26 protein-coding genes and 2 pseudogenes are annotated in these 26,290 nt (G+C 38.8%); 23 read left to right on the plus strand and 5 right to left on the minus strand.

From position 1 onward, the window contains the following. Positions 1-8: 8 nt before the first annotated feature. A complete protein-coding gene (gene secA2, locus BLP77_RS15350) occupies positions 9-2,396 on the minus strand; it encodes an accessory Sec system translocase SecA2 (protein WP_093858004.1) in 2,388 nt (795 codons plus the stop codon). A 192-nt stretch (positions 2,397-2,588) separates the two neighbouring features. Between secA2 and BLP77_RS15355 the strand changes: the two genes are divergently transcribed. Both BLP77_RS15355 and BLP77_RS15360 read left to right on the plus strand, forming a co-directional pair. Next, on the plus strand, positions 2,589-3,770 hold the full coding sequence (locus BLP77_RS15355) for an N-acetylmuramoyl-L-alanine amidase (protein WP_176753101.1): 1,182 nt from the start codon (positions 2,589-2,591) through the stop codon (positions 3,768-3,770). Between the two features lie 239 nt (positions 3,771-4,009). Then, positions 4,010-5,059, plus strand: coding sequence for a glycosyltransferase family 4 protein (locus BLP77_RS15360; RefSeq protein ID WP_093858006.1), 1,050 nt, complete (start codon positions 4,010-4,012; stop codon positions 5,057-5,059). A gap of 261 nt (positions 5,060-5,320) precedes the next feature. Here BLP77_RS15360 and BLP77_RS15365 read toward each other — a convergent pair whose 3' ends face one another. After that, the gene (locus BLP77_RS15365; protein ID WP_093858007.1) at positions 5,321-5,962 is read right to left on the minus strand and encodes a YigZ family protein; all 642 of its coding nucleotides are present in this window, start codon (positions 5,960-5,962) and stop codon (positions 5,321-5,323) included. Between the two features lie 151 nt (positions 5,963-6,113). On the opposite strand from BLP77_RS15365, the gene BLP77_RS15370 reads away from it, so the two are divergent. From BLP77_RS15370 to BLP77_RS15395, 6 genes are all read left to right on the plus strand, one after another. Continuing rightward, a complete protein-coding gene (locus tag BLP77_RS15370) occupies positions 6,114-7,259 on the plus strand; it encodes a sensor histidine kinase (RefSeq protein ID WP_093858008.1) in 1,146 nt (381 codons plus the stop codon). Positions 7,260-7,324: 65 nt separating this feature from the next. Then, complete coding sequence (locus BLP77_RS15375) at positions 7,325-8,023, plus strand: response regulator transcription factor (protein ID WP_093858009.1); 699 nt, start codon at positions 7,325-7,327, stop codon at positions 8,021-8,023. A gap of 280 nt (positions 8,024-8,303) precedes the next feature. Then, positions 8,304-9,290, plus strand: coding sequence for a nuclease-related domain-containing protein (locus BLP77_RS15380; protein WP_176753102.1), 987 nt, complete (start codon positions 8,304-8,306; stop codon positions 9,288-9,290). 200 nt (positions 9,291-9,490) lie between these two features. After that, complete coding sequence (locus BLP77_RS15385; protein WP_093858011.1) at positions 9,491-10,336, plus strand: DegV family protein; 846 nt, start codon at positions 9,491-9,493, stop codon at positions 10,334-10,336. Between the two features lie 252 nt (positions 10,337-10,588). Continuing rightward, the gene (locus tag BLP77_RS15390; protein ID WP_245686908.1) at positions 10,589-11,938 is read left to right on the plus strand and encodes an ATP-dependent helicase ComFA; all 1,350 of its coding nucleotides are present in this window, start codon (positions 10,589-10,591) and stop codon (positions 11,936-11,938) included. Then, positions 11,938-12,621 (plus strand): ComF family protein, encoded by a 684-nt coding sequence (locus tag BLP77_RS15395; RefSeq protein WP_093858012.1) that lies wholly within the window; start codon positions 11,938-11,940, stop codon positions 12,619-12,621. The genes BLP77_RS15390 and BLP77_RS15395 overlap by 1 nt, the downstream gene beginning before the upstream one ends. A gap of 516 nt (positions 12,622-13,137) precedes the next feature. On the opposite strand, the gene BLP77_RS15400 is transcribed toward BLP77_RS15395, so the two are convergent. After that, positions 13,138-13,518: a hypothetical protein gene (locus BLP77_RS15400; protein WP_093858013.1), complete on the minus strand. Its 381-nt coding sequence runs from the start codon at positions 13,516-13,518 to the stop codon at positions 13,138-13,140. A gap of 41 nt (positions 13,519-13,559) precedes the next feature. Further along, on the minus strand, positions 13,560-14,105 hold the full coding sequence (locus tag BLP77_RS15405; RefSeq protein WP_093858014.1) for a DUF6036 family nucleotidyltransferase: 546 nt from the start codon (positions 14,103-14,105) through the stop codon (positions 13,560-13,562). Between the two features lie 705 nt (positions 14,106-14,810). Here BLP77_RS15405 and BLP77_RS15410 point away from each other — a divergent pair. The 15 genes and pseudogenes from BLP77_RS15410 to fliT all read left to right on the plus strand — a co-directional run bounded on the left by BLP77_RS15410 (position 14,811) and on the right by fliT (position 25,906). Continuing rightward, on the plus strand, positions 14,811-15,236 hold the full coding sequence (locus tag BLP77_RS15410) for a TIGR03826 family flagellar region protein (RefSeq protein WP_093858015.1): 426 nt from the start codon (positions 14,811-14,813) through the stop codon (positions 15,234-15,236). A 65-nt stretch (positions 15,237-15,301) separates the two neighbouring features. After that, positions 15,302-15,571 carry a flagellar biosynthesis anti-sigma factor FlgM gene (gene flgM / locus BLP77_RS15415; RefSeq protein ID WP_093858016.1) on the plus strand — a complete coding sequence of 90 codons (270 nt, stop codon included), beginning with the start codon at positions 15,302-15,304 and terminating at the stop codon, positions 15,569-15,571. A gap of 14 nt (positions 15,572-15,585) precedes the next feature. Then, positions 15,586-16,080, plus strand: coding sequence for a flagellar protein FlgN (locus tag BLP77_RS15420; protein ID WP_176753103.1), 495 nt, complete (start codon positions 15,586-15,588; stop codon positions 16,078-16,080). Between the two features lie 14 nt (positions 16,081-16,094). Continuing rightward, on the plus strand, positions 16,095-17,654 hold the full coding sequence (flgK, locus tag BLP77_RS15425; protein ID WP_093858018.1) for a flagellar hook-associated protein FlgK: 1,560 nt from the start codon (positions 16,095-16,097) through the stop codon (positions 17,652-17,654). Between the two features lie 10 nt (positions 17,655-17,664). Beyond that, entirely contained in the window at positions 17,665-18,549 is an 885-nt protein-coding gene (flgL, locus tag BLP77_RS15430) for a flagellar hook-associated protein FlgL (protein ID WP_093858019.1), read from the plus strand. 69 nt (positions 18,550-18,618) lie between these two features. Next, positions 18,619-19,173: a DUF6470 family protein gene (locus tag BLP77_RS15435; RefSeq protein ID WP_093858020.1), complete on the plus strand. Its 555-nt coding sequence runs from the start codon at positions 18,619-18,621 to the stop codon at positions 19,171-19,173. Positions 19,174-19,190: 17 nt separating this feature from the next. Beyond that, entirely contained in the window at positions 19,191-19,625 is a 435-nt protein-coding gene (gene fliW / locus BLP77_RS15440) for a flagellar assembly protein FliW (protein ID WP_093858021.1), read from the plus strand. Between the two features lies 1 nt (position 19,626). Further along, positions 19,627-19,851, plus strand: coding sequence for a carbon storage regulator CsrA (gene csrA / locus BLP77_RS15445; protein WP_093858022.1), 225 nt, complete (start codon positions 19,627-19,629; stop codon positions 19,849-19,851). A 122-nt stretch (positions 19,852-19,973) separates the two neighbouring features. Then, positions 19,974-20,717, plus strand: a complete 744-nt coding sequence (locus BLP77_RS15450) for a flagellin N-terminal helical domain-containing protein (protein ID WP_093858023.1) — start codon at positions 19,974-19,976, stop codon at positions 20,715-20,717. A gap of 342 nt (positions 20,718-21,059) precedes the next feature. Continuing rightward, positions 21,060-21,173: pseudogene (locus BLP77_RS15455) on the plus strand (flagellin); the annotation flags it as partial. Between the two features lie 561 nt (positions 21,174-21,734). After that, positions 21,735-23,006, plus strand: a pseudogene (gene ltrA / locus BLP77_RS15460) (group II intron reverse transcriptase/maturase). A 166-nt stretch (positions 23,007-23,172) separates the two neighbouring features. Then, positions 23,173-23,547: a flagellar protein FlaG gene (gene flaG, locus BLP77_RS15465; RefSeq protein WP_093858025.1), complete on the plus strand. Its 375-nt coding sequence runs from the start codon at positions 23,173-23,175 to the stop codon at positions 23,545-23,547. Between the two features lie 14 nt (positions 23,548-23,561). Further along, positions 23,562-25,142, plus strand: coding sequence for a flagellar hook-associated protein 2 (locus tag BLP77_RS15470; RefSeq protein ID WP_245686909.1), 1,581 nt, complete (start codon positions 23,562-23,564; stop codon positions 25,140-25,142). A gap of 21 nt (positions 25,143-25,163) precedes the next feature. Continuing rightward, on the plus strand, positions 25,164-25,559 hold the full coding sequence (gene fliS, locus BLP77_RS15475) for a flagellar export chaperone FliS (RefSeq protein ID WP_093858026.1): 396 nt from the start codon (positions 25,164-25,166) through the stop codon (positions 25,557-25,559). Next, entirely contained in the window at positions 25,559-25,906 is a 348-nt protein-coding gene (gene fliT / locus BLP77_RS15480; RefSeq protein ID WP_093858027.1) for a flagellar protein FliT, read from the plus strand. Before fliS ends, fliT begins: the two co-directional genes overlap by 1 nt. A 125-nt stretch (positions 25,907-26,031) precedes the next feature. Here the strand turns inward: fliT and BLP77_RS15940 are convergent. Then, positions 26,032-26,290 (minus strand): hypothetical protein (locus BLP77_RS15940; RefSeq protein ID WP_176753104.1); only part of this gene is annotated, 259 nt, incomplete at its 5' end.

The raw sequence follows: 26,290 nt of genomic DNA on the forward strand, positions 1-26,290 counted from the left end.
ATAGCCTCCTAGTTCTTAACTTTTTGGCGTTCTTCTTTTTCTTTTTGTAAAACGGCACGAACTAAGCGCGCAAGCTGTTCCGTCATACTTTGATTCATTTCATTAAACGAATGCTCAAATAAGTCAAAACCATCGTCCTGATATAAGCGAATTGGATCTTCCTGCTGATATTGTCTTAAACCGACGCCTTCGCGTAAACGGTTCATGCGTTCTAAGTGCTTAACCCAATGATGATCAAGAGTTGCGATGCTGAGCTGTTTTATTTTTTGCTGTATCGTTTCATCGCTACGATATTGATCAATGAATTCTGTATATTCATTTACAATTTGCGAAACTCTTTCTTGTAATTCTTCAATATCTTCATAGTCTTGATCCGAAAGTTGAACGGTTATACCAGGGAAGAAGCGAGTAAGCTGTTGCTCTAAGCGTTTAATCGGCCATTCCTCAGGCACAATCGTTTCGGGACAATATTTTTCCACTAAGCTGTAAATGAATTTCGGAATATGTTCAAGAACGATATCCATCGCATTGTCCGTTTCGAGTAATTGATCACGGAATTGATAAATAATTTTGCGTTGATCATTAATAACATCATCGAGTTTTAAGTTAAACTCACGGATATTAAAATTACTTCCCTCTGAAATTTTCTGCGTCGTATCAACAAATTTATGGATATCTTTATTGATTACACGACCAGATCGGTCCATTTGAATATCCTCAAGTTTTTTCTCTTTTTCCTCTTTAGCATAACGGTTAATGATTTCATCCTCTAATGAAATGATAAAGCGGGTTTCACCTGGGTCACCTTGACGACCAGCACGACCTTTTAACTGGTTATCAACACGGCGTGCCCCGTGGCGTTCTGTTCCGATGACGCAAAGTCCTCCGAGTTCTTTAACCCCTTCACCGAGCATAATGTCCGTACCGCGGCCGGCCATATTTGTCGCGACCGTAATCTGCCCTTTTTGTCCAGCTAAAGAAATAAGACGAACTTCTTGCTCAACACTTTTGGCATTTAAAATTTCATATTCTAATCCGGCTTCATCTAGATAGTCAGCAACTTGCTCAGACTGAATAATAGAAGTCGTACCAATTAAAACAGGTTGGCCTTTAATATGACGCTCGCGTACTTCATTAACGAGCGAGACATATTTCTGTTCCTTGTTAATATAAACGACATCTGGATGGTCAACTCGTTCGATTGGTTTGTTTGTTGGGACTTGAACTACATTCATGCCATAAACGTGCTGGAATTCTTTTTCTTCCGTCTTAGCGGTACCCGTCATACCTGATAGAGTTGGGTACATGCGGAAGTAGTTTTGAATCGTAATGTTAGCTTGTGTTTTATTTTCATCGGTAATGGTTAAGCCTTCTTTAGCTTCAATCGCTTGGTGTAAGCCATCTGAAAGCGTACGGCCTTCCATAATACGGCCTGTAAACATATCGACAAGCATAATTTCACCATCTTGCACAATATAATCGACGTCTTTTTCAAACATGACATGTGCACGGACCGCTTGAATCATGTAATGGTATAACGTTTGGTGCTCAATATCAAAAAGATTCTCAATTCCAAAGGCTTTTTCAACCTTCGTAATCCCAGAATCTATTAAGCTCGTCGCCTTCGTTTCTGGGTCGAATAAATAGTCATCATCCTGCCTAAAGGTTTTGGCAAGCTGCGAACAAACACGCTGCAGCTTGTCACTACCTTTTGTTTTACCGGCAATAATGAGAGGTGTCTTCGCTTCGTCGACTAGGACACTATCAATCTCATCAATAATCGCATAATGATAAGGACGCTGGACCTTTTGACTGCCGTCTTGCACCATGTTATCGCGTAAAAAGTCAAAACCAAACTCTGTTCCTAGTCCATAAGTAATGTCCGCTTGATAGGCTTTCTTTTTCGCTGAAGGTGCTAAACCAGGGACATTTAACCCGACTGTTAGACCTAGAAACTCGTGGATTTGGCCGATTAAATCCTTATCCCGTTTTGCTAAGTATTCGTTCACCGTTATAATGTGGACGCCTTTTCCTTCTAACGCACGAAGGTAGGCAGGGAGGGAGGCGACTAATGTTTTACCTTCACCCGTAGCCATTTCCGCGATATGTCCTTCTAAAAGCACGAGCCCACCAATGAGCTGTACGTCGAAATGACGCATTCCGAGTACGCGTTTCGATACTTCACGAACGACTGCAAAGGCATCAGCCTGAATGTCATAGATCGTTTTCCCTTGTTCAAGCTGATCTTTAAAAGAGTTCGTCATATTCTGTAACTCTTCGTCAGAATACTGGCTATATTGATCTTCAAGTTCATTTATTTGCTTAACGATTTTTTTATAGCTTTTTAACTGTCGATAAGACGCGTCGTTAACAAATCTTCTAATATTACTAAACATAGTTAAACGCTCCTAAAAAGTAGATTCCTGTTTGATAGATTCTTACAGTTTCACAAGTGTTATTATACTACACCATGGCGTTAATTTAAACGCCTTTCCATATATGTATATAATGTACTATTTTGTCGAAGCCCATTTCGGTGTAAAATAAGGTTAAAGCAAAAAATGTCGACAATAGGTGGGTGGTTATTCATGAAAAAAATGTTATTCGTATGGTTGGCGTTAGGGATTGTCTTGTTTTCAAGCCATCACGTACTAGCAGCAGAAGGTTCAGATTGGATTGATTCTGGCGAAAAGGAAGATGTTTCGATCGATAAGGAATGGGCGATTACGTTTAGTGAACCGATGGACCGTGGAACGTTACATAGTGATTCCGTGTATGTTATCGATGAAAATGGGGAAAGACTGTTTCTATCAACCTATTTAAGCGATGATAGAAAGCAATTAACAGTTGAACCACCTGCAGATTACTATAATCCAGGTGAAAGCTATACACTTTATATCAAATCAGATGTTAAATCACAGCAAGGTTATGCGATGAAAAAAGGGTACAAGCTAGAATTTACAGTAGACCCGAAAGAAGAAAAGCCTGATAACCTGCCAAACGACCCTGATGCTGAATATTTTGGTACGGTTACGACAGAAGTGTTGAGAGTCCGTGCAGAGTCCAATACCGATTCAGAAATTTTAGGACGTGTCTACAAAGGCGAAGTGATTCCAGTATATGATGTGGAAGGCTTTTGGGTTGAGTCAGAGTATGAAGGCCAAACAGCTTATTTACATAAAGACTATTTAAAATTACGTCACGTTAGTGGAAAGCTGTTGGAAGGTTTAAATATCGTGATCGATGCAGGGCATGGCGGTTCCGATCCTGGAGCTAGTGAAAACGGTTCTAATGAAAAAGATATTTTACTACCCGTTACGTTAAACGTCGGTGAACGATTAGAACGTCTCGGTGCGAATGTGATATTAACCCGTGATGAAGACAAGTTTTTATCGCTTGATCAACGAGTGGCCCTTTCTCGAAGCTATTACAATGATTTATTCGTCAGCATTCATGCGAACATTTTTTCCAATGAGAATGCTTATGGAGCGGAAACATATTATAGTGACGAGAAGGGAAGTAATGTCGAGCAAGGTTACTACTTAGCGCAAGACATTCAAGAACAAATGGCCGAATTAGCGGAAATGCACGACCGTGGAGTCAAAGAAAAAGATTTCCGTGTGATTTATAAAAATGAATCACCAGCAGCGCTTCTTGAGTTGGGCTTTATGTCCAATCCATCTGATTATGAAAAACTTATGAGCAGTGACTATCGTTATTTATTTGCAGATGCCATTACACAAGGGATTATCGATTATTTTAAAAGGTAAGAAAATTTTATAGTGAATGGTCAAAAAAACAATTAAGCCTACGAATGATATTTATGTGAAACTTTTTTTAACCCGTTACGTCTAATATGGGAAAAGAGTGCAAATTAACGGTGACTTAAATCCAATTTCATGCTATAATTTTGTTTTAGTATGTCCTGAAATTAATAAATTATACTGGTGCAAATTGTACGATTTAAAATCGTTATATTGGCTATTCTAATAGATAAGGAGGGCTTTGCATGGAATTTGAGTCCTTAATCCTAACGTTTATCGTTGCGTTAATCATCACGCCACTTATAAAAAAGTTGGCCATAAAAATTGGTGCGGTTGATCAACCCTCCGGACGTAAGGTTCATCAGAAAGTGATGCCACGTTTAGGTGGTTTGGCGATATATTTAAGCTTTATGATTGGTATGATTTTTTTCTATCCCGACTCGGTTTATACCATTCCGATCTTAATCGGTGGTACGATTATTGTCATTACGGGAATGTTAGATGATTTATACGAGCTTTCACCAAAATGGAAGTTATTAGGTCAAATTTTAGCCGCTGTTGTTGTTTTAGGTTCAGTACAGGTTGAATTCATTAACTTACCATTCGGTGGACAGTTATACTTTGGGATGTTTAGCATACCGATTACCATCATTTGGATTGTTGCGATTACGAATGCGATTAACTTAATTGATGGCTTGGATGGTTTAGCCGCAGGTGTTTCATCGATTGCGCTACTTACCATTTCCAGTATGTCCATCATTATGGGTAATGATCTTGTGATGGTCATGGGCTTCATGCTCCTTGGAAGTACAGTTGCATTTTTATTTTATAACTTTTACCCTGCGAAAATTTTTATGGGTGATACCGGCGCATTATTTTTAGGTTATATGATTGGTGTCTTTTCCCTACTCGGGTTTAAAAACGTTACTGTATTTTCATTTATTATTCCAATCGTCATTTTAGGTGTACCGATTTCGGATACGATCTTTGCGATGATTCGTCGCAAGCTTCAAGGAAAGCCGATTTCAGCACCTGATAAAAGTCATTTGCACCATCGTTTATTGCAAATCGGCTTTAGTCATCCGTTAACTGTTTTGTTGATTTATGTATTAAGCGGTATCTTTAGCCTGGCTGCTGTGTTATTTACGAAAGCAACGATGTGGGGTTCATTGCTGTTAACTCTAGTATTGTTCTTGATTATTGAATTAGTCGTAGAATTAACTGGATTAATAAGCAAAAACTACCGGCCATTATTAAACTTTGTCAAAAAAGGCTTTGATATACGGCGATATTAAAAAGGCTGTTTTCCCAAAATTTGTTGCTATAGCCAACGCAGTTGAAATACACTTCGCTTTCCGCGGGCAACACTTCAGCCTCCTCGTGGGCTAGCGCTCACTGTGGGGTCTTCAGCTGTTGCTTTCCCCGCAGGAGTCTCCGTGTATTTCAACTGCTTGGTATAATCTAATCCATATAAAAAGATCTGTTTAAAAACAACAAGCTTTTAGAAAACAGCCAAAAATAAAACGTCTGGCATAACAACATGCCAGGCGTTTTTGTTATTTAACCACATAATCCTTTTCAACATATTTTTCTTCGCCAGGTTTTACGTTGACTTGATCGCTCGTTAAATCGATAATCCAACTCTTGAAGCTGTCGCGTTCAGCGATGGGTACAAAAACGTGGAAGGTGACCTTATCTAAGTAATCGATGTTATCTAACATATACGAGCTTCCACGCAGTTCATTTTCTAATTTTCCAATCAATCCGTAATCAGCCTCAATTAAAACTTCTTGCATAAGTGAGCGTTCGACGACACCTATGTGTTTGATGGCTTCGGAAGTCGCGCTGGAATAAGCACGGATTAAGCCACCTGCCCCAAGCTTGATACCACCAAAATATCTCGTCACGACAACGGCTGTATCTTTTAAATCCATTTTTTTCAACACTTCAAGCATCGGAATGCCTGCTGTGCCACTCGGTTCACCATCATCCTGAGCTTTTTGAATTAAATTTTGTTCACCAATCATATATGCCGAGCAATTATGCGTGGCATCCTTATGTTTTTTCTTAATATTTTGAATAAACTCTTGCGCTTCTTCTTCAGTTTCTGTACGTTTAACATAACCAATAAAACGTGATTTTTGAATAACAATTTCATGAGATCCTGCTTCTTTGATTGTTAAATAGTTTTCCAACATATCATCGGCTCCTCTCGATTACTATTATAAGGAAGTTACAATTGATGGGCAAAAGATGTATTTTTACGGGGTAAGTGATAAAATATGACTAAGGACCCCCATGAATAAAGTCTTATTTCCGAAATGTATAGATATATTGGAGGAATTTTTGATGCGGGTGACCAAAGACAGTGATAAAGCATTAGATCAAATCATAGAGGAAATGACTAGCGTTGTCGCTAATAGTAAGCAAGAAGTTTTTGAAATTGGTGAAGAAGCTCGTAAACAACAATCAGCTTTAGATGATGAAGTGCAGGAAATTAAGGTAGAAGTGAAGAAGATAATAAGTGAGAGCGATCAATTGGATCGAAAATTAAAGGCTTCTCGCGTTCGTTTGTCTGAAGTCAGCAAAAATTTTGAACAATATTCCGAAGAGGAAGTACGTAAAATATATAATAGTACGCATGAATTACAAACACAACTTGCCGTTCATCGTCAAAAGGAAGTCGCTTTAATCAAGCGCCGCGATGAACTAGAGAAACGAATTAAAGCTTTGGCTAATAGTGTTGAACGTGCGGAAAAATTAATGAGTAAAATCAATGTGATTTTGACATATTTACAGGAAGATTTTAAAGATGTGAACGAAGCGCTTGAATCAGCAAAAGAAAAACATGCATTTGGACTTCAAATCATCGAAGCGCAGGAAGAAGAGCGCCGTAAGCTTTCTAGGGAGATTCATGACGGCCCAGCGCAAATGCTAGCGAATGTTTTAATTCGTTCTGATATTGTCGATAAAACAATTAAGCAGCGCGGGGTCGATGAAGCTATAAAAGAGATAAAAGAAATGAAAGAAATGGTGCGGAGTGCACTGTATGAAGTACGTCGCATCATCTACGATTTAAGACCTATGGCTTTGGACGACTTAGGTTTAGTACCGACTTTACGCAAATATTTGTCAACAACTGAAGATTATCATGATATGAAAATTGATTTTGTGGCTAAAGGTAAGGAAATGCGTTATGGACAGAAATTTGAAGCCGCTGTCTTTCGCCTGGTGCAGGAAGCCGTGCAAAACGCGGTGAAACATTCGCAGGCGAAGCTCATTCGAGTGCTTTTTGAAGCAACGAATTATCAGCTCAATATTCATATTGTGGATGATGGAATAGGTTTTGATAAAAACGAAAAGAAAGACCAATCATTTGGACTGATTGGAATGCGTGAACGAATAGAAATGTTGGACGGCGACCTAAAAGTGGATACAGAGTTAGGAAATGGTACAAAAGTTAAGATTTCATTACCAAATGTTTACGAGAGTTAAACTAAGGTTGTTTTTAGTTATAATGTAGGATGGAAATGTTCTAAATCTGGGAGGTAAATCAAAGCATGGGCACAAGAATTGTATTAATAGATGATCATAAATTATTTCGTGAAGGCGTTAAACGAATACTAGAATTTGAAGAAGGCTTCGAGGTTGTTGCGGAAGGTAACGACGGCTCAGAAGCGGTGCAAATCGTTGAAGAAACAAACCCCGATATCGTCATTATGGATATTAATATGCCTAACATAAACGGTGTGCAAGCCACGCGTGAACTAATCGACCAATTTGACGATTTACGCGTCATAATTTTATCCATACACGATGATGAATCATATGTGACACACGCTTTGAAATCAGGCGCACTCGGTTATATGCTAAAAGAAATGGATACCGATGAGCTTGTTAATGCGATCAAGATCGTAAGCGAAGGTGGCTCATACGTTCATCCAAAAGTGACACATAATTTAATTAAAGATTATCACCGCATGTCAAACCAAAGCCATGCAGAAGCGGTCGGTGGCGGCACTGGCTTTCAACAAGTTGAGTACCGCAAGCCACTACATCTATTAACACGACGCGAATGCGAAGTGTTGCAGCTCATGGCTGACGGGAAGAGCAACCGCGGTATTTCTGAAACTCTATACATTAGCGAAAAAACCGTTAAAAACCACGTATCGAACATACTACAAAAAATGAACGTAAACGACCGTACCCAGGCCGTCGTCACGTCGATTAAAAATGGCTGGGTTGAGATGGTTAATTAATTTTAGGAAGGAAACCGCCGGATGAGTCCGGCGGTTTTAGTTTAAAAAGGTGTGAGTGTCTGAGTTAGCTGTGTAAGTGTCCAAGTTTATGATTTATTTGTCCAAGTTGGCCGTCTGAGTGTCCGAGTTTGGATTTTGTTTGTCCAAGTTGCCTCCCTAATTGTCCAAGTTTCTTATAAATTAAGCTTTCTTTTAATATTAATTTTATATATAATATCAGTGAATTAACCTCTTTTAGGTTTTCCTCATAACATAACAATTAAATATGGAGGATCAAATTATGATTTTAAAAAGCCACGAACCCCCTCATAAACTACTCGTTGCTGAATCTTTAAAAAAACGTCTACCTCGTTCGCATGTTTCCTATCCAAAAGTTGAGAGGATTTGTTACAAAGAAAGAGCAGGATATTACGGAGAAAAAAAGGTTGATTATCCTTTAAGTAAGCTCGGCTTTAAGAATGCCATATGCCACGACTTACGTCTCCCGTTTTATCAACATCACTTCCAAATGGACACGCTTTTATTCACTCCACGTTTTTTACTTATCATAGAAGTTAAAAACATTCCTGGTATTACTTCCTTCGATCAAACCTCTAATAAAATGATTCGTACCTATAATGGTGTGACCGATTACTTTGATGATCCGCTCATCCAGGTTCAAGAACAGCAGTTTCAATTGAAAGACGGGTTACCCTTCAGTTTTGCCGAATTCCCTATTGAACATTTGGTCGTTATGGCCCATCAGGAAACAATCTTAAATATAGATCCACAATTACATTCACATCGGAAAAAAATAATTCCAATCCATGTATTAGCACAAAAGATTAGAGATATTTATTCAAGCTATAACAGTGATATAGTTTCATATTCTGAACTTATCCAACTTGCTCAAAAAATGGTTGACCAACATGAACCAGCTATGTCAGATTTGTTAAAACAATTAGGTATTAAAAAAGAAGAATTTCTAACCGGGGTACATTGCCCTAATTGTGGAGCATTACCTATGAAGTGGAGTGCGCGCAAGTGGGAATGCTGGAGTTGCAAAAGTCGGTCAAGATATGCACATATTCCAGCGTTAAAAGACTACTCTTTACTAATAAGAAAGCAGATTACTAGAAAAGATTTTATGTGGTTTACACAGTTAGACGTTGAGCGAACAGCGAAACATTTACTATTAAATGAAAATCTGGCTACGGAAGGCCATACGAATCAATTAACCCATGTACTCGATTATAAATTTCCAGATGATTTTATTGATTTAATTTAGTAAGTGTCCAAGTTGGCTGACTGAGTGTCCAAGTTTGGATTTTATTTGTCCAAGTTACTTCTCTATTTGTCCGAGTTTACTCTGTAAGTGTCCGAGTTTCCCATCTAATTGTCCAAGTTCAAATTTTTCAGTTTTTAACCCGTCGCATTTCCAACTATAATATAGTAAAATATGATTAAGAAAAAAGGGAGGTTAAGGGAATGAAGACTGTGATTGTGACGGACAGTACATCCTACATACCGGAAGAGCAGTTGGAAGCATTGAACATTCACATTGTACCGCTAAGTGTGACGTTTGGCGATGAGTCATATCGAGAGTTGTTTGATATTACAACGGATGAGTTTTATGAAAAAGTGCGTCAGGCAAAGGAGCTGCCGAAGACGTCGCAGCCGTCGATTGGTGAGGTGTTGGAGAAATACGAAGAGCTTGCGAAAGATTATGATGCGATTGTGTCGATTCACTTATCGAGCGGGATTAGTGGAACGTATCAAGCGGCGGTATCAGCAGGACAAACGGTCGAAAGTGTGAAGGTGTATCCGTTTGATTCAGAAATAAGTTGTATGGCGCAAGGGTATTACGTTTTACGTGCCGCTGAGTTGGCCAAGCAGGGAGAAAATCCAGAAGAAATTATGAATGAGCTTGAAGCAATCAAGAAAGAGATGCGGGCGTATTTCATGGTGGATGATTTAAGTCACCTGTCGCGCGGCGGTCGTTTGAGCGGTGCACAAGCGATGGTAGGGAGCCTACTTCAAGTGAAACCACTGCTTCATTTTGAAGATAGGAAGATCGTACCATTTGAAAAAATTCGCACGAGTAAAAAAGCGTTCAAGCGCATGGAGCAGCTATTAAGAGAAACAGCGGATGACGCGCAACTTGTTGAAGCCTGTATTATTCATGCACAGCGCGAGGATATTGCGAACGACTGGAAGGACGAGCTACAGTCGAAATATCCAAACGTTAATTTTACAATTAGCTATTTTGGACCTGTCATTGGCACCCATTTAGGTGAAGGCGGTATTGGCCTTTGCTGGTACAAGGTTAAGTAATTCGGACTTATACGATTATTTTAAAACAGGCAGGTGCTCTACCTGTCTGTTTATTTAGCATAGTGGGGCGTCGGGAATCTAGACTTTCGAAACTAGAATCCACACTCGCCACTAGAAAATCCACATTCTGGCCACATAAATCCAGACTCAGCTTAAAAGAATCTACACTCCTGCGAAATAAATCCAGACTCATTATTGGAAAATCCACACTACGTCAAAATAAATCCACATTTTCAGATAGGAGAGATACAATTGAATAACTTATACCTCGAATATTTAGCCTCGCAATATCAAGGAAAACTCCTCCTCAAACAAGAGCTTCAACTTGATGAACCAACCTTTCAAATTCTGATGCAGGAACAATTCATTAAAGAAATACGAGGAATACGCAAACAGATGGGACTAACGATGTGCGAGCGCTGTTTTAATTATCAGAAAAAATATTTTGGAAAAATGCCTTATGGTAAGCGTGAAATCGTGTATTGTAGAAAATGTATCATGATGGGGCGGGTGAGTGAAGTGGAGTCACTTTATGTTTGGACAGGGCCCAAGCCAAAGCGAAAACCGATTACGGATGCTTGTCACTGGAAAGGCGAGCTCACACCTCTTCAACAAAAAGCATCCAATTCTATGATCGATACTATTAATCGAAAAGACCATCTCCTTATTTATGCTGTTTGCGGTGCAGGGAAAACAGAGATGCTGTATGCAGGAATTGCGAAGGCGATTGAAAGTGGAAAACGTGTTTGCATCGCAACACCCAGAACCGACGTTGTTCGAGAATTAGCCCCTCGGTTCCGGCGGGATTTTCCTGAAATCGAATCCGCAGCGCTTTTCGGTGATTCTACTGAAAAAGATCTTGCTGCAAACCTTGTCATTGCCACAACCCATCAGCTACTACGATACCAGGAGGCGTTTGATGTCATAATTGTAGACGAGGTAGATGCTTTTCCTTTTCACCGCGATAAATCTTTACCGAAGGCCGTCCAGCGTGCTGCGAGACCAGAGCATGCACTCATCTACCTGACCGCCACTCCACGAACAGAACTCAAAATCAAAACTCAACTCAAGCTTCTCCCGACCGTCTCAATCCCGATGCGCTACCACGGTCACCCGTTACCCATTCCGACCTTACAACGCATCCGCAAACTAAGCACAAAAATAAATTCCAACCAACTACCAGAACCAATCAATCAATGGATTAAACAGCGAAACGGCAGACGCTACTTACTATTCGCTCCGACGATTGATTCCGCCAAAACATTATCTCAGCTACTAGACATTCCCTACGTACACGCCGATAGCCCGAACCGAAAGGACTTCATCCAGCAATTTCGCAACCAAAACATCGAAGCCTTAATCACCACAACCATATTAGAACGCGGTGTGACATTCCCTTCGATTGATGTTGCTGTCGTACAGGCTGACCATCATGTGTTTGATGAAGCAGCATTGGTTCAAATAGCTGGTCGGGCCGGGCGGAGTGCTCAAGACCCAACTGGTGATGTCACTTTTTTCTACGAAGCCAAAACGAATGCGATGGTCAAGGCGCATCAATATACGTTGATCAAAAATAAAGAAGCAAAGGGGATGCTTGTTTAATGCATTGTTTAATTTGCTATGAATCGACTGAACCGTCCACCACTTGGGCGACAATGTTTGATGCAGAGGACCGTCCCGTTTGTAGTAGTTGTTTAGAAAAATTTGAACGAATCGATCAGGTCGACCATCATTGTGAGAAGTGCATGAAAATCATTTCGCAACATGAAACATTATGCGGGGACTGCCATGCTTGGCAGGGAAGACTGGAAGAGGATCCACTTACTCGTAACATTTCAGCTTTCACATACAATGATTATATGAAAGACATAATGGCGCAGTTCAAATATCGCGGGGACTACGAGCTCGTCTATGTTTGGAAAGAGGCCATCACGGAGACTTACGATAAACATTTTGGCAATCAAAAACTCACAGTCGTTCCCATTCCTTTAAGCGACAAACGCTTAAGAGAAAGAGGCTTTAACCAAGCAGAAGCCCTCGCCCAACTCATCGGACACCCCATCCAAAACCTATTAATCCGAACCCATTCAGAAAAACAATCAAAAAAGACAAAACTAGAACGAATTCTCTCCCAAAACCCATTTCATACTCGCAAGAATTCACCACACCAAATTTTGCTCGTCGATGACATCTACACCACCGGCACAACGTTAAGACAAGCAGCTGAAGTGCTACGTTCGGCTGGTGCACAGGAAGTTTTTTCAATAACATTAATTCGTAGTTGATTAATTAATTAGTACTTGTCAACTTAAATTAGTATTGGATAATTTTCTTGTTATTATGACGATTTTTTAGGGCTATGATATTAATTAAGAAATGTTGGGGGATAAGTTGAAATGACGGAATTTTATAATATAGGAACTTGGTTAAGTAAAAAAATGGTTTATCATAAAGTGTCATTACATTGTAGAGTAAAAAACAAACAAATTTTGAAAAGAGAAATCTGGGACTGTGACCTTTGATATAACTTTGGTGAAGAAAATCTGTAATTACTTGAGAACCTTAGATAAGGAGAGCCATCAAATAGTCCAAGAACATGAGAGGTAGGTAAATATGAAACAACAATTCAGAATCTAAAGGAGAAATATAATCAATTAGCCATTCTATATGCAAAGAATACAATTGAAGTTAAACCAAGACTATACTTATTATGTACAAACAACTTCGCTGTAGAATGTAAATTTTTCATAGAGTAAGCCATCTCAATATTATAGATGGCTTTAGAATTTATAAATTATTTTTTAGCGTTTGTATCGTGATTTAACCAGTAAAGGTTGTTTGGAATTCCTTGTTCTCATTTTACGTTTTAAATGAGCTTTCATTTCATCAGAAAGGTTATGATTTAAATAGAGGTTCTTGGCGGTGACATGTAACATTTTAGTGACGTCCTGTTGACGATACTTATCATAGGCTGATAATAAATTTTTAACTAATTGACGTGAAGACCTTGGATTTAAAAAGAGTGAGACATCATCAACGTTTTTAGCAACATGAAGTGATAAATTTGCAGTATCTTTACGATAACTCGTTCCACCAGCTTTATGGAATTTAACTTCTTTATTTAAAGCGTCGATTAACGTTTCCTTTTTTACTTTTCTTGGGTTATGACGAAGTGTATTCACCGTTAAAACCTCCTTTCAGTAGAATAACCTTTATTATTATACTATATACCTTTTTCCTTTAAAATGTGAAATAGTTGGTGTAAATTTAAATCTGGATTATCAAGTTTTAATATATACTGTTTATACTCATCAACTAATCCTATTAATTTCTCTTTATTGCATTGTTTCAAAATATCAGTTTCTTTTAAATCAATGAGGTCTTTTTCTCGAGAAGAGAAAATTTTAAAACAGGCTAGTAGCTCGATGTCAGGGACAAATATTCGAAGGTTGTCAAACTCCGCATTGATTTCATAAAGAAAGTCAATATTTGTATAATCCTCTAATGGTGGTACTTCACTAATTCCTCCAATTAAATCGATACCCGCTTCTGATAAAGCTTCGGTTAACTTTTGAATATCATTGGTGTTAATTAGATTAACGTCAATGTCTTGAGTTGGGCGAAATGATTGTCCGATATTCTCCATGTATAATAAAATTCCGGAACCACCTAAAATAGCTAATTCAGCAACTATTCCACGAGTTTGACAAATATGGTCAAGTATATTTAACTTTGTTAAAATATCATCGCTACTATGTAACCTATCCATTTTAATCACCTTCGTGCTTATTTGCAAAATAAGTATTTGTCTAAACATAAAACAATTTTTCATTTACGTCAATTGAGACTTAATTATCTTCTAGAAATGAATTTTGCTGGCATTTACAAAGATTATTAGTCTATAATAAAAAACTGAAGGTGAATAACACCTTCAGTTCCAAGGGTGATCGATATCATCTTACTTACCGAATTTTTGCTGAAATTTATCACCATAATAGGCGACGAACATCATGTGATAAATAAAGTGCAGTTATTTATCTGGGAGATTCGTTCAGGAAATGAATCGACCATTCTTCTCGTTCCTGTTCATCCATTTAATCATCACCTATCTTACAGTTGTAGGTTTTGTAATTATTAAAAAGAAAATGTAGAAAAAACATAAAAAGGACAGAAGTATAATATTAAGTCCCACAATGATTTGTTTAATGTAATATGTTTTAAATCTCGCTTTGTAATGTGAATAAACATTGCGTAAATTTTGATCAAACATTAAACAAACATGAAGGTGGGTACCTTTATCAAGACGTTAAAGAAGCTGTAGGCGAAAGCATAGCTTCTGGAAGCCCCGAGTTACAGAGGAATGTAACTCGGGGTTTTTCCGAATTACATAACAAAAATTTTCCGAAGAAGACTTTGTGATTGAGTCCTTCTACCGATATAATAGATAGAAAGATTTGCCGGGGGAGGATTCAAAATGGGAGAGTTAGCCAATTGCCCAAGATGCGGTAATTTATTCGTGAAAGGCCGTATAGATGTCTGTAATAATTGTTATAAAGAGGAAGAGGAAAAGTTTGAAACGGTGTACCAGTTTATACGCCAAAAGAAAAATCGCATGGCGACCGTGTTAGAGGTGTCGGAAGCAACAGGCGTTAGGGAAAAACTTATCATGAAATGGGTGAAGCAGAGGAGGCTTCGTCCAACACAATTCCCGAATTTATCGTATGGATGCGAACGTTGTGGCAATCCAATCTATGAGGGCAAGTTATGTAAAAACTGTGTAAGTGAGCTAAAGGCAGGTATTACAGACGATCAACCGAAGACAATTGCGGAACAAGAAGCGGAAAAAGACAGAGAACGTGCCTACGTCAATCTTGCGCAAGAAAATGAGAAGGAAAACTAAACTTTTCATCAAGTGAACCGATATTATGACTAGTGAACAGATCGGCTAAAAAGAGGTGAAAACTGATGAAAATAAATCCATTAAACAATACGAATTTAAATCCATATCTCAAACAAATGCAGAAACAAGACAATGTCAAAAACACCCAACAACCCCAAGATAAATTAGAAATCTCAAATCAGGCGAAAAAACTACAGGACGGAAACGAAATCGTTGAGGCTCGTCAGGAAAAAGTGAAAGAGCTTAAACAACAGGTAGAAAACGGAGATTATCAAATCGACCCGAAGAAGACAGCTGAGAAAATGATTGAATTCTGGAATAATCGACGGGTATAAAGGAGAGTATTCCTTTGTCTATTCAAACTATTGTAGAACATCTAGAGAAATTGTATCAGTTAAATGAGAGTTTGCTAACTTTGTCGAAGCAAAAAACGGAGCTCGTTAAGAAGAGCCAAATTGATGAGTTCAATGAATTGTTAATGAAAGAACGAAAGCATGCACAAGCGATTGAGCAAGTTGAATCTAAACGAGTCAAACTAACGGATGAATGGTTTCAGCAGCATGCACCGAATGAGTCGGAGCAGACTATCAGCCAGTTAATTGAGTTGTTAGAAGACGAAGCATTGAAGGGACAACTACAAGAGGTTTACGAGAAATTGATTTATAACTTAGCAGATTTGAAGCAACAAGAAGCATTAAACCAGGATTTAATACAGCAATCACTACAATTTATCGAACTCTCAATGGAGATGTTCCAACCCCAATCCAAAAATATAAATTACGATAAAACAAAAGATCAACCCAATCAGAAACCTAATACATCCGTATTTGATTCAAAAGCATAGAGGAGCGAGATTATATGCCTTCAACATTTCATGGATTAGAAGTTGCAAGACGAGCGTTATTCACACAACAATCAGCTTTACATACAACGGGACATAATATTGCCAACGCGAATACGGAAGGGTATTCAAGACAACGTGTCGTTTTTGAACAGACAAGCCCGTTCCCAGCACCAGGTCGAAATCGTCCGGAAATTCCGGGGCAGATTGGTACAGGGGTTCAAGCTGGACAAGTTGAGCGTATACGCGATGAATTTTTAGATTTCCAGTACCGAAATGAAAACAATAAAAACGGGTACTGGGGTTCGCGTGCGGAAGCCTTGAGTCGGATGGAAGATATTATGAATGAACCGACTGATCAAGGGCTTGGAGCGGCTATGAACCAGTTTTGGGAAGGTCTTCAAGATGTGGCGACTAACCCAGAGGACGAGGGTGCAAGAAGAGTGGCACAACAACGTGGTGTCGCCTTAGCTGATTCATTTAATTATTTAAACCAAAAGTTAACCGAAGTCCAAGGCGAATTCGAAAGTCAAATGGATACGGCTGGCAATGACATTAATTCGTTATTAACTGAAATTCAAAAGGTTAATGATCAAATTGGACGTGTGGAACCGAATGGCTATTTACCGAACGATTTGTATGATAAACGTGATAATTTAATCGATCAACTGTCAGGTTTGGTCAATGTTTCAGTAGATTATGTTGATAGCGGCGGAAATTCAAAAGACACAGCGATGGGTAAAGCGGTTGTAACCTTGGCTGATGAAAATGGAGATCCAATCCAAAACGGCGGTAACCCCATTGATTTAATTAACGCCAGTAATGAAATGACTGGTATTGATGTAGAGTTTGGCCAGGTTGAAGGGCAAAACGTTGTGACAGGTTTTAACTTTGGTAACGTTGATGATGAAGGTAATGTAGACAACGTCGAATTCAATTTAGGGCCCGAACAGTTTACATCAACTGGCTCGTTACGCGGGATGATGGAAGCGAATGGCTATGAAAATGCTGCTGGCGAAGCAACTGGGATTTATTCAGAGAAGATTAAGGATTTAAATCTTGTAGCGACTGAAATGGTTGAGGCATTTAATACTCAGCATCAGGCAGGATTTGATTTAAATGGTGATGCAGGAAGAGCCTTTTTTGAGGTTGATACCAATCAAAATTCCGCAGCGACTATTCGAGTCAATCAGGACATTAAAGATGACGCCAGCTTAATCGCAGCTTCATCACGGGCAGATGAACCCGGTAACGGCGAAAATGCGATAGAATTAGCCGATGTAAGAGAAGAACCAATAGCAGACTTAGAAGACAAATCAGTTCAGAAATTTTATGAAGGTATGATTGGAGAACTAGGCGTACAAGCTCAAGAAGCCAATCGAATGGCGGATAACAGTCAAATGCTACGTCAATCCGTTCAAAACAACCGCGAATCCGTTAGCGGTGTTTCCTTGGACGAAGAGATGGCCAATATGATTAAATTCCAGCACGCTTATAATGCTGCTGCTCGGAACATGACAACGGTCGATGAAATGCTCGACCGGATTATTAATCAAATGGGTATCGTTGGAAGGTAGGTGAATGATAATGCGCGTGACACAGTCAATGTTGAATAACAATATGCTACGTAACATCAGTAATAGCTACTCTAATATGGATCAATACATGGATCAATTATCGTCAGGCAAAAAAATTAATCGCCCATCGGATGATCCTGTTGTCGCGATGAAGGGTGTTAGTTATCGTTCAGCCTTAACGAAAGTCGAGCAGTTTGAACGAAATATTTCTGAGGTTCATAACTGGATGGATAATTCCGATGAAACGATGGATGAAGCAAATCAAGCTTTACAACGAACTCGTGAACTTATTATTCAAGCAAGTAATGATACGTATGAGGATAACCAACGGAATAATATTGGGGAAGAGGTCGAACAGCTTAAAGAACATCTATACGATTTGGCTAATACGAAAGTGAATAATAAATATATTTTTAATGGAACCAATACAACAGAGAAAAGATTTAACGACGATGGGACACTAAAGGTAGATCCACCGAATAATGAAGCAGTGATGATTGAAGTCTCTGATGGCGTGAAATTACAGGCAAATGTTAATCCTGATAATGTATTTAGTAAGGATATGTTTGATAAATTGGATGAAATCACTCAAGCTTTGGAAGATCCAAATACAACTGGAGAAGACCTTGATAACTACCTTTCAGACATAGATGGATTCTCCCAAGGTTTAATTAATGAACGCGCCGATCTCGGAGCACGGATGAACCGAGTAGAAATGGTTGAAAATCGTTTAGGACAGCAAAAGGTCTCCACAACGAAACTTTTATCAGATAATGAGGATGCAGATATTGAAGAAGTCATTATGAACTTAAAGATGCAGGAAAGTGTGCACCGCGCCTCATTAGCAGCAGGCTCAAGAATCATTCAGCCAACTTTAATGGATTTCTTAAGATAATATGGGAACAGGGACTATCTGTTTAAGCAGATAGTCTTTTTAGCATTTAATCAAAGGTGTTGAAGACATATGCAGTTTCCTCAAATACGCATGCAATCACAAATGGCATTAATAGGGATAAATACGACACAAGGTCAGCAAACCATCGAACAACCGAAGGCACAATTATCGATTCAGCAGCCAAAGGCGGATGTTCAAATTGATCGAAGACCACCTAAACTCGATATTGACCAATCTCAGGCTTGGAGCGATATGGGGTTATATGGACCAATAGAAGCTGCTGAACGGAATGCACAAGAGGGTAAGCAAGCGTGGCTACAGTCTTTGGCTAAGGAGTCTCAAGAAGGTGACCAATTGATGAAAATTGAAAACGGTGGGAACGCTATTGCTTCTATTGGAAAAAATAACGCCTATGAACCGATGAAGGAATTTAATGTTGGTTGGATTCCTTCACATTTTGCCGTCAAAACGAGCTATGAACCAGGTGAAATCAATATCCGCGTGCAAAGAAATGAACCGATTATAAATGCGCAAACACAGAGTCCAATCATAAATTACCAACGTGGAGATATTGAAATCTATTTAAGACAACAGAATGAATTACAAATAGATGTTGAAATTTAATAAAAGGACGGATGAATATGAAATTAAATACCACCTATTTTGGTGAAATTGAAATTGATGAATCAAAGGTTATTACATTTGAAAGTGGTATACCGGGATTTTCTGAACAAAAGGAATTTGCTTTAATCGATATTGAAGGCAATCCGATGTTTCAAGCCCTGCAGTCGATTGATAATCAAGAACTAGCCTTTGTTGTGACAGATCCATTCCTTATTTATAAAAACTATGAATTTGACTTGGATGAGCAAGTCATTGAACAACTAGATTTGGAGACTAACGAACAGCTTATTATTCGCTGTATGATTACGGTAAATAAACCTTTTGAAGAATCGACGATAAACTTAAAAGCTCCCGTTATTTTTAATAAAGAAAAGATGATTGCCAAACAAATCGTCGTAAAAGAAGAACAGTACCACACAAAGCACCCAATACAAATCAAAGGAGGGGAGTAGGATGCTCGTTTTAACACGTAAAGTCGGCGAATCGATTCAAATTGGTGAGGACATCTCGATCGAAGTTGTTGCAGTGGAGGGTGATCAAATCAAGATCGGCATTGATGCTCCCCGACATGTTGATATACACCGTACTGAAATCTATCAACAAATCCTTGAAGCTAACCGCCAAGCTTCCCAAACAGAACATACAATTGAATTGCTAAAAAATCTCAAAAAAGACTAAACATCGTATAATCCCTGACGATATAAGTATTAGAAAATGAAACATATGTCGGCCGACTAAAGTTTCATTAACAAAGTCACAAGGATGTGGCTAAAAATTAAAATTCAGGGAGGAACTTTCACATGCGTATTAATCACAATATTGCTGCGTTAAACACGCACAACCAACTAACAAACAACACGAACAACGTACAAAGCTCTTTAGAAAAATTATCTTCAGGTCTTCAAATTAACCGTGCTGGCGACGATGCTGCAGGTCTAGCGATTTCCGAGAAGATGCGCGGACAAATCCGTGGTTTAGACATGGCTACGAAAAACGCACAAGATGGTATTTCATTAATTCAAACTGCCGAAGGTGCGCTAAACGAAACTCACTCTATCTTACAGCGTATGCGTGAGCTATCAGTACAAGCTGCGAACGATACAAATGATACTGTGGATCGCGATGCATTACAAGAAGAGGTTGATCAGTTAGTAGAGGAAATTGATCGAATTGCTGATACTACAGAATTTAACGGTATGAATTTAATAAATGGTGATTTAGATGAGGGTGGCGAACTTGGTGAACTAACACTACAAATTGGTGCTAACGAAGATCAAGAATTGGTTGTCGAAATCGGTGATATGGAAGCTTCTGAATTGGGTGAAAGTGGTGTTGATGCAATTGACTTAAGTAGTTATGAAAATGCAGATACAGCTATAGGTGAAATAGATGACGCTATTGAAGCGGTATCAACACAGAGATCTGAACTTGGTGCTGTTCAAAACCGTCTTGAACACACAATTAATAACTTAAGCACAGCATCAGAAAACCTAACTGCTGCAGAATCACGTATCCGTGACGTTGATCATGCTGAAGCTGCATAAGCAGTGAAAGGCATAGTCGTCCTAACTGGTAACGGTTAGAGAGTATGATCGGGTGAATTGCTGGGAAACCCTAAAGCTTTTCTTACCACAACGTAGTTGGAAACAACAACCGTGATGGTCAAAAAAAGAAAAGTTGGGCAATCAGCAGCCAAGCTCCTGTAACGAAAGTTTGGAGAAGGTTCAACGACTAGGGTAAACCATCTAAGGCGAAAGCTAAGGTGATGAAACCCGTAGGTGAAACAAATTAGACGCAATTTGTTAATCCGAAGTGCCCGGCCCCTAACAAGTTAAGTTGAGGGTGAAGATATAGTCTAGTCATTCATGAAAGTGAATGGTCGCACGATGGCGGCAGAAATGATGGAGTTCACTAAGAACAACATCCTATCTCAAGCGTCTCAATCAATGCTCGCGCAAGCCAATCAACAACCTCAGGGTGTATTACAATTACTACAATAATACAGATTTCCAAAGGCTACCCATTAGGGTGGCCTTTTACTATGTGCGCCAGGCATGGCGACTATCTAGGTGGTGAAAGTCCACTTTGGGGGCACACATCAACCAACCACTAGAGAAGCGCAAGGCGCTAATCGCGAGGTTAGCGCTGAAGGAAGCGTGTATCAAAATCTTGACTCGACGAACAGAAATCTGATACCAAGGCTTTAGTAGGCGGATAAGGCTCCATGTCAAGTCAAAGTCCAAAAGATGTGCGTAATCCTACAGAGTAAATCAGGCGAGTAAAAGAGGAAAGGTAGTTGTCTTACCCTGGGAGGTCTCACGGACAGCTGAGGAGTCCCCTATAAAGAAAGCTGGTCGAAAAAGGTTCATCGTGAGAAGTCAGCCGAAGCCATAGTAGCGATTTCTATCATGAAGGGCTGAACAATTTATAGTGTTTCTACGCCATGATTGCACGAAAGATATACTTCAGAATGTGTTAATGAGGAAAGTATGAGCGTATCTCAGAGGATACTCAAAAGCGAAGTGTCTTATCGTCACATGAAAGAAAAGGGAGAAACGAGTGTGGAACTTTTAGAAGAAATTTTAAGCAACCAAAACATGAACCGGGCTTATAAACGTGTTTATCGCAACAAGGGTGCAAGTGGAGTTGATGGTGTGACTATAAAAGAGCTAAAGGCACACTTAATAGAGCACAAAGACGAACTGCGTGCCCAAATCCGAAAAAGGAATTACCGACCCGCACCAGCGGTGCGAGTAGAAATCCCGAAAGGAAATAGAAAGATACGTAAGCTAGGTATCCCAACGGTTGTCGACAGAGTGGTCTAACAGGCAATTAGTCAGAAACTCAGCCCCATATTCGAAGAACAATTCAGTGAATACAGCTTCGGTTTCCGACCGGGGAGAAGCTGTGAAATGGCCATTGTTCAAGCACTAGAATATTTAAATGACGGATATGATTGGCTAGTAGATATTGACTTAGAGCGGTTCTTTGATACGGTACATCACGACAAGCTGATGAGGATTATCTCTCATACAATAAAAGATGGAGACGTCATCTCACTTATACGGAAATACCTTGTAAGTGGTGTGATGGTCAACGGAAAATATGAAAATATACCAAAAACACCACAAGGAGGTAATCTCAGTCCACTCTTAAGTAACATTATGTTGAATGAGTTGGACAAGGAATTGGAAGCAAGAGGACTGCGATTCGTTAGATACGCAGATGATAGCCTTATTTTCGTTAGAAGTGAAAAGGCTGCGAATAGAGTGCTGACCTCCATCACGAAATTCATTGAGAAGAAATTAGGGTTGAAAGTAAATACGGAAAAGAGTAGAATTTCCCGACCTCGTCAAACAAAATTCCTAGGATTTGGTTTCTATTATGACTCAAATAAACAGAAATTCCAACCTAGACCGCATAGAGAATCAGTACAGAAATTCCAAAGGAAGTTACGCCAATTAACGAAACGAAGCTGGAGTATTTCTCTAGACATGAGAATCGTTAAACTGAAACAGGTTATTTTTGGCTGGGTCAACTACTTCAAGATAGCTAATATGAAGAAGGTGCTCGGAAGAATAGACGAAAAACTTCGTTCTAGACTGCGAGTTATCATCTGGAAACAATGGAAGAGTAGTAAGAAGAGAATAAAATCGCTTGTCAAACTTGGTATACCCAAAGAGGAAGCAAAAGGCTTAACTTACTGTCTGAAGGGATATCGTTTTATTGCACGATCGAAGGTTGTGCAAAGAGCGCTATCTAACAAACGATTAAGGCAAAGGGGTACCCCCTTTGCCTATGAATACTACTTAAAAGTACACACTGTGATATAAATTGAACCGCCGTATACGGAACCGTACGTACGGTGGTGTGAGAGGGGCAGAAAATTATTTAATTTTCTCCTCTACTCGATTTACACTACATATTTAATAGAAAAAGTAAAGTTTAACTTGATTATACCGATATAATGACTAAAAGGACGGAATAGGAGTTGTTAATATGAAAATAGATTCTATTTTAGCAAATTTTCAACTCCTGCAGGAATCGGGAACGAAAGGACGACACGGTGTTGAGCATACAAAGACAAAACCGAAATTGCAGGCGATTCAAGAAGAGGGTGCTTCAAAACGAGAATCTGGTGAAGAGATAACGAAGGAACGAGCAAGTGAATTAGTAGAGGGATTAAATGAATTCTTGGAACCAGTAGATACGTCTTTGAAGTATGAGTTACATGATAAATTAGACCGTTATTATGTGACGGTTGTTGATCAGAACACGGATGAAGTTATAAAAGAAATACCTCCTAAGAAACTACTAGATGTTTATGCAGCAATGGCAGAGTTTATGGGATTAATTGTTGATGAGAAAATTTAAAGGGTGGTGTAGATATGGGTATGATGAGTAACAACATGAGAATTGGTGGCTTAGCCTCCGGGATGGATATTGATAGTCTTGTTAATGATTTAATGAAGGCTGAACGTATTCCATTAGATAAGATGAAACAAGATCAAACTTGGTTAACGTGGCAACGGGATGCTTACCGTGAAATCAACACTAAATTATCTGAGTTTCAAAATATGTTCATGGATATGAAGCTTTCACATGCTTATCAATCAAAGACAACAATCTCTTCGCAAGAAGGGGCTGTGACTGCTATAGCGACGAATGGGGCTCAAGAAGGGACTTATTCCATTGAAGTAACAGAATTGGCTTCAAAAGCTATGAATGTTAGTCAACAAGGTATATCTGATGGAGACACAAAAATTGATCCAGATGCTGTATTAGAGACTCAATCATTTAAAAATGCTCCTCAATCTGGTACTTTGGAATTTTCTACTTTTGACGAAAATGGAAATGAAACGGTCCATTCAGTTAATGTTGATGTTACCCAAGATTCGTTAAATGATGTTTTAAACCGCATTAGCGAAAATTCAGATGGTGAAGTCCGTGCATTTTATGATGCTAATTCAGATAAAGTTTTTTTAGAACGAACGAAATCCGGTGATTTTAATACAGATGAATCACGCTATTTAGGGTCTGAAATTGGTTTCGATGGTCAGACAAATTCTAGCTTTTTAACAGACACACTTCAAATTAAAAACGGAACATATAACAATCAATCGGGTCAGTGGGAACCGAATGAAGTTGGCGGTACAAATGCTGAGTTTAATTATAACGGACTTCAATTAGAGTCCTTTACTAATGAATACACGTTAAATGATGTTAATTTTAAATTGACGAATACAACTGAAGGTACAGCGTTTATCGATGTTTCAAATGATAAAAACGCTACAGTTGATAAAATTACAGAATTTGTTGACAAATATAATGAAATTATCGAAACGATAACAGAAAAAACTTCAGAAGAACGTCACCGTGATTATCCGCCTTTGACTGATGCCCAAAAAGAAGAAATGACAGAACGTGAAATTGAGCTTTGGGAAGAAAAGGCCGTGAGTGGGGTATTACGAAACGATAATATTCTCCAAAGTGGACTTTCGGATATGAGGTCAGCCTGGTATGAAACAGTTGACACCGGGAATGAAGATTATAATCGCTTAGCTGATTTAGGTATAACGACAAGTTCTAATTATCGAGATAATGGTAAACTGGTTTTCAATGAAGGTAAATTTCGCGAAGCCATTGAAAATAATCCAGATGCAGTGAGGAACCTATTATCAAATAGTTCTGACGGCGATGATCGTGGCCTCATTAACAGAGTCGAGGATTCTTTAAAAAATACGATGGATTTTGTTTCTGAAAAGGCAGGTACAGAGTTACGTACAGAACAGCAGTATTCAATGGGGCGCGAATTAATATCGATGGAGAAACAAATATCAGAATTCGAGCGTCGTTTACAGCAGGTTGAATCCCGTTATTGGGATCAATTTACTCAAATGGAGAAAGCCATTCAACAGATGAATCAACAGTCTGCCTATTTAATGCAACAATTTGGTGGCGGTCAGTAATTGATATGAGGAGTGAAAATTATGTCTTACAATCAACCACATCAAGCTTATCAACAGAATTCTATTCAAACTGCTACACCAGGGGAATTAACGTTAATGCTTTATAATGGATGTATTAAGTTTATTAAACTTGCAAAACGAGGTATAGAAAACGAGGATATAGAAACTAAAAATACAAACATTCAAAAAGCTCAAAATATTATCAATGAACTAATGGTGACATTAAATATGGATTATGAGATTTCTCACCAAATGATGCCATTGTATGATTATATTGGCCATCAATTGGTTCAGGCTAATTTGAAAAACGACGTTGAGGTCTTAGATGAAGTTGAGGGATTAGTTGTTGAGTTTCGTGATACTTGGAAGGAAGTCCTGAAGTTAAATAAACAACAAAAAGTAAGTGGGATTAATTAATGCCGGCGTTAAATGAACTATATGTTTTAACTGAACAGATGATAGAGCACTTAGAACAATCTAAAAAGAGTCGCGAAGAAATCGTTAATCTCTTTGATGATTATGTTTCCAAGCGAGATAAGCTGTTAAAGGAAATTCAACCACCTTATAGTGACGGTGAAAAAAAGGTAGGAAAGACATTAGTTGAACTTGATCAGCAACTACAGTTAAAGGTTAATCAATTCTTCAAATCGTTTAAATCTGACCTAGCTTACTTAAAGAAAAAACGCCAATCCAACAAGAAGTACATAAACCCATACGCTAATGTTTACGGTACTGACGGCAGTTTTATTGATAAAAAGAATTAACCCAAACGCTTTTGTGTTAAGCGTTTGGGTTTATTTTTATGATTCGATTGGGTTTGTCAAATAAAGTGTGTAAGTAGTTTCCTATATAAAAAGCAGCCACTTGATTATTAGAGTACGAGAACGTCTCAGACAACTTTAGGTTCAGCCACAGCTTTGCTGCTTGCCATTGACCGTAGCGCCCGATTCTTAGTGTTCGGTGGTTGGGGTAACGGGGCCCCAGCCGTCCGAATACTTAGAATCGATTTGTCCGTGTTATACTTTCTTTCAGATAAGCCTTCAGGCTTTATTTTTGGGCTTACCTGCATTGTAACCACAACACGGACAAAAGCGAAGGTCAATGGTGGCGTACCTGAGACGAGCTCTATTTCAGCTGTGATTATAAGC

It is taken from the genome of Tenuibacillus multivorans, assembly GCF_900103915.1.
GTDB lineage: Bacteria > Bacillota > Bacilli > Bacillales > Alkalibacillaceae > Tenuibacillus > Tenuibacillus multivorans.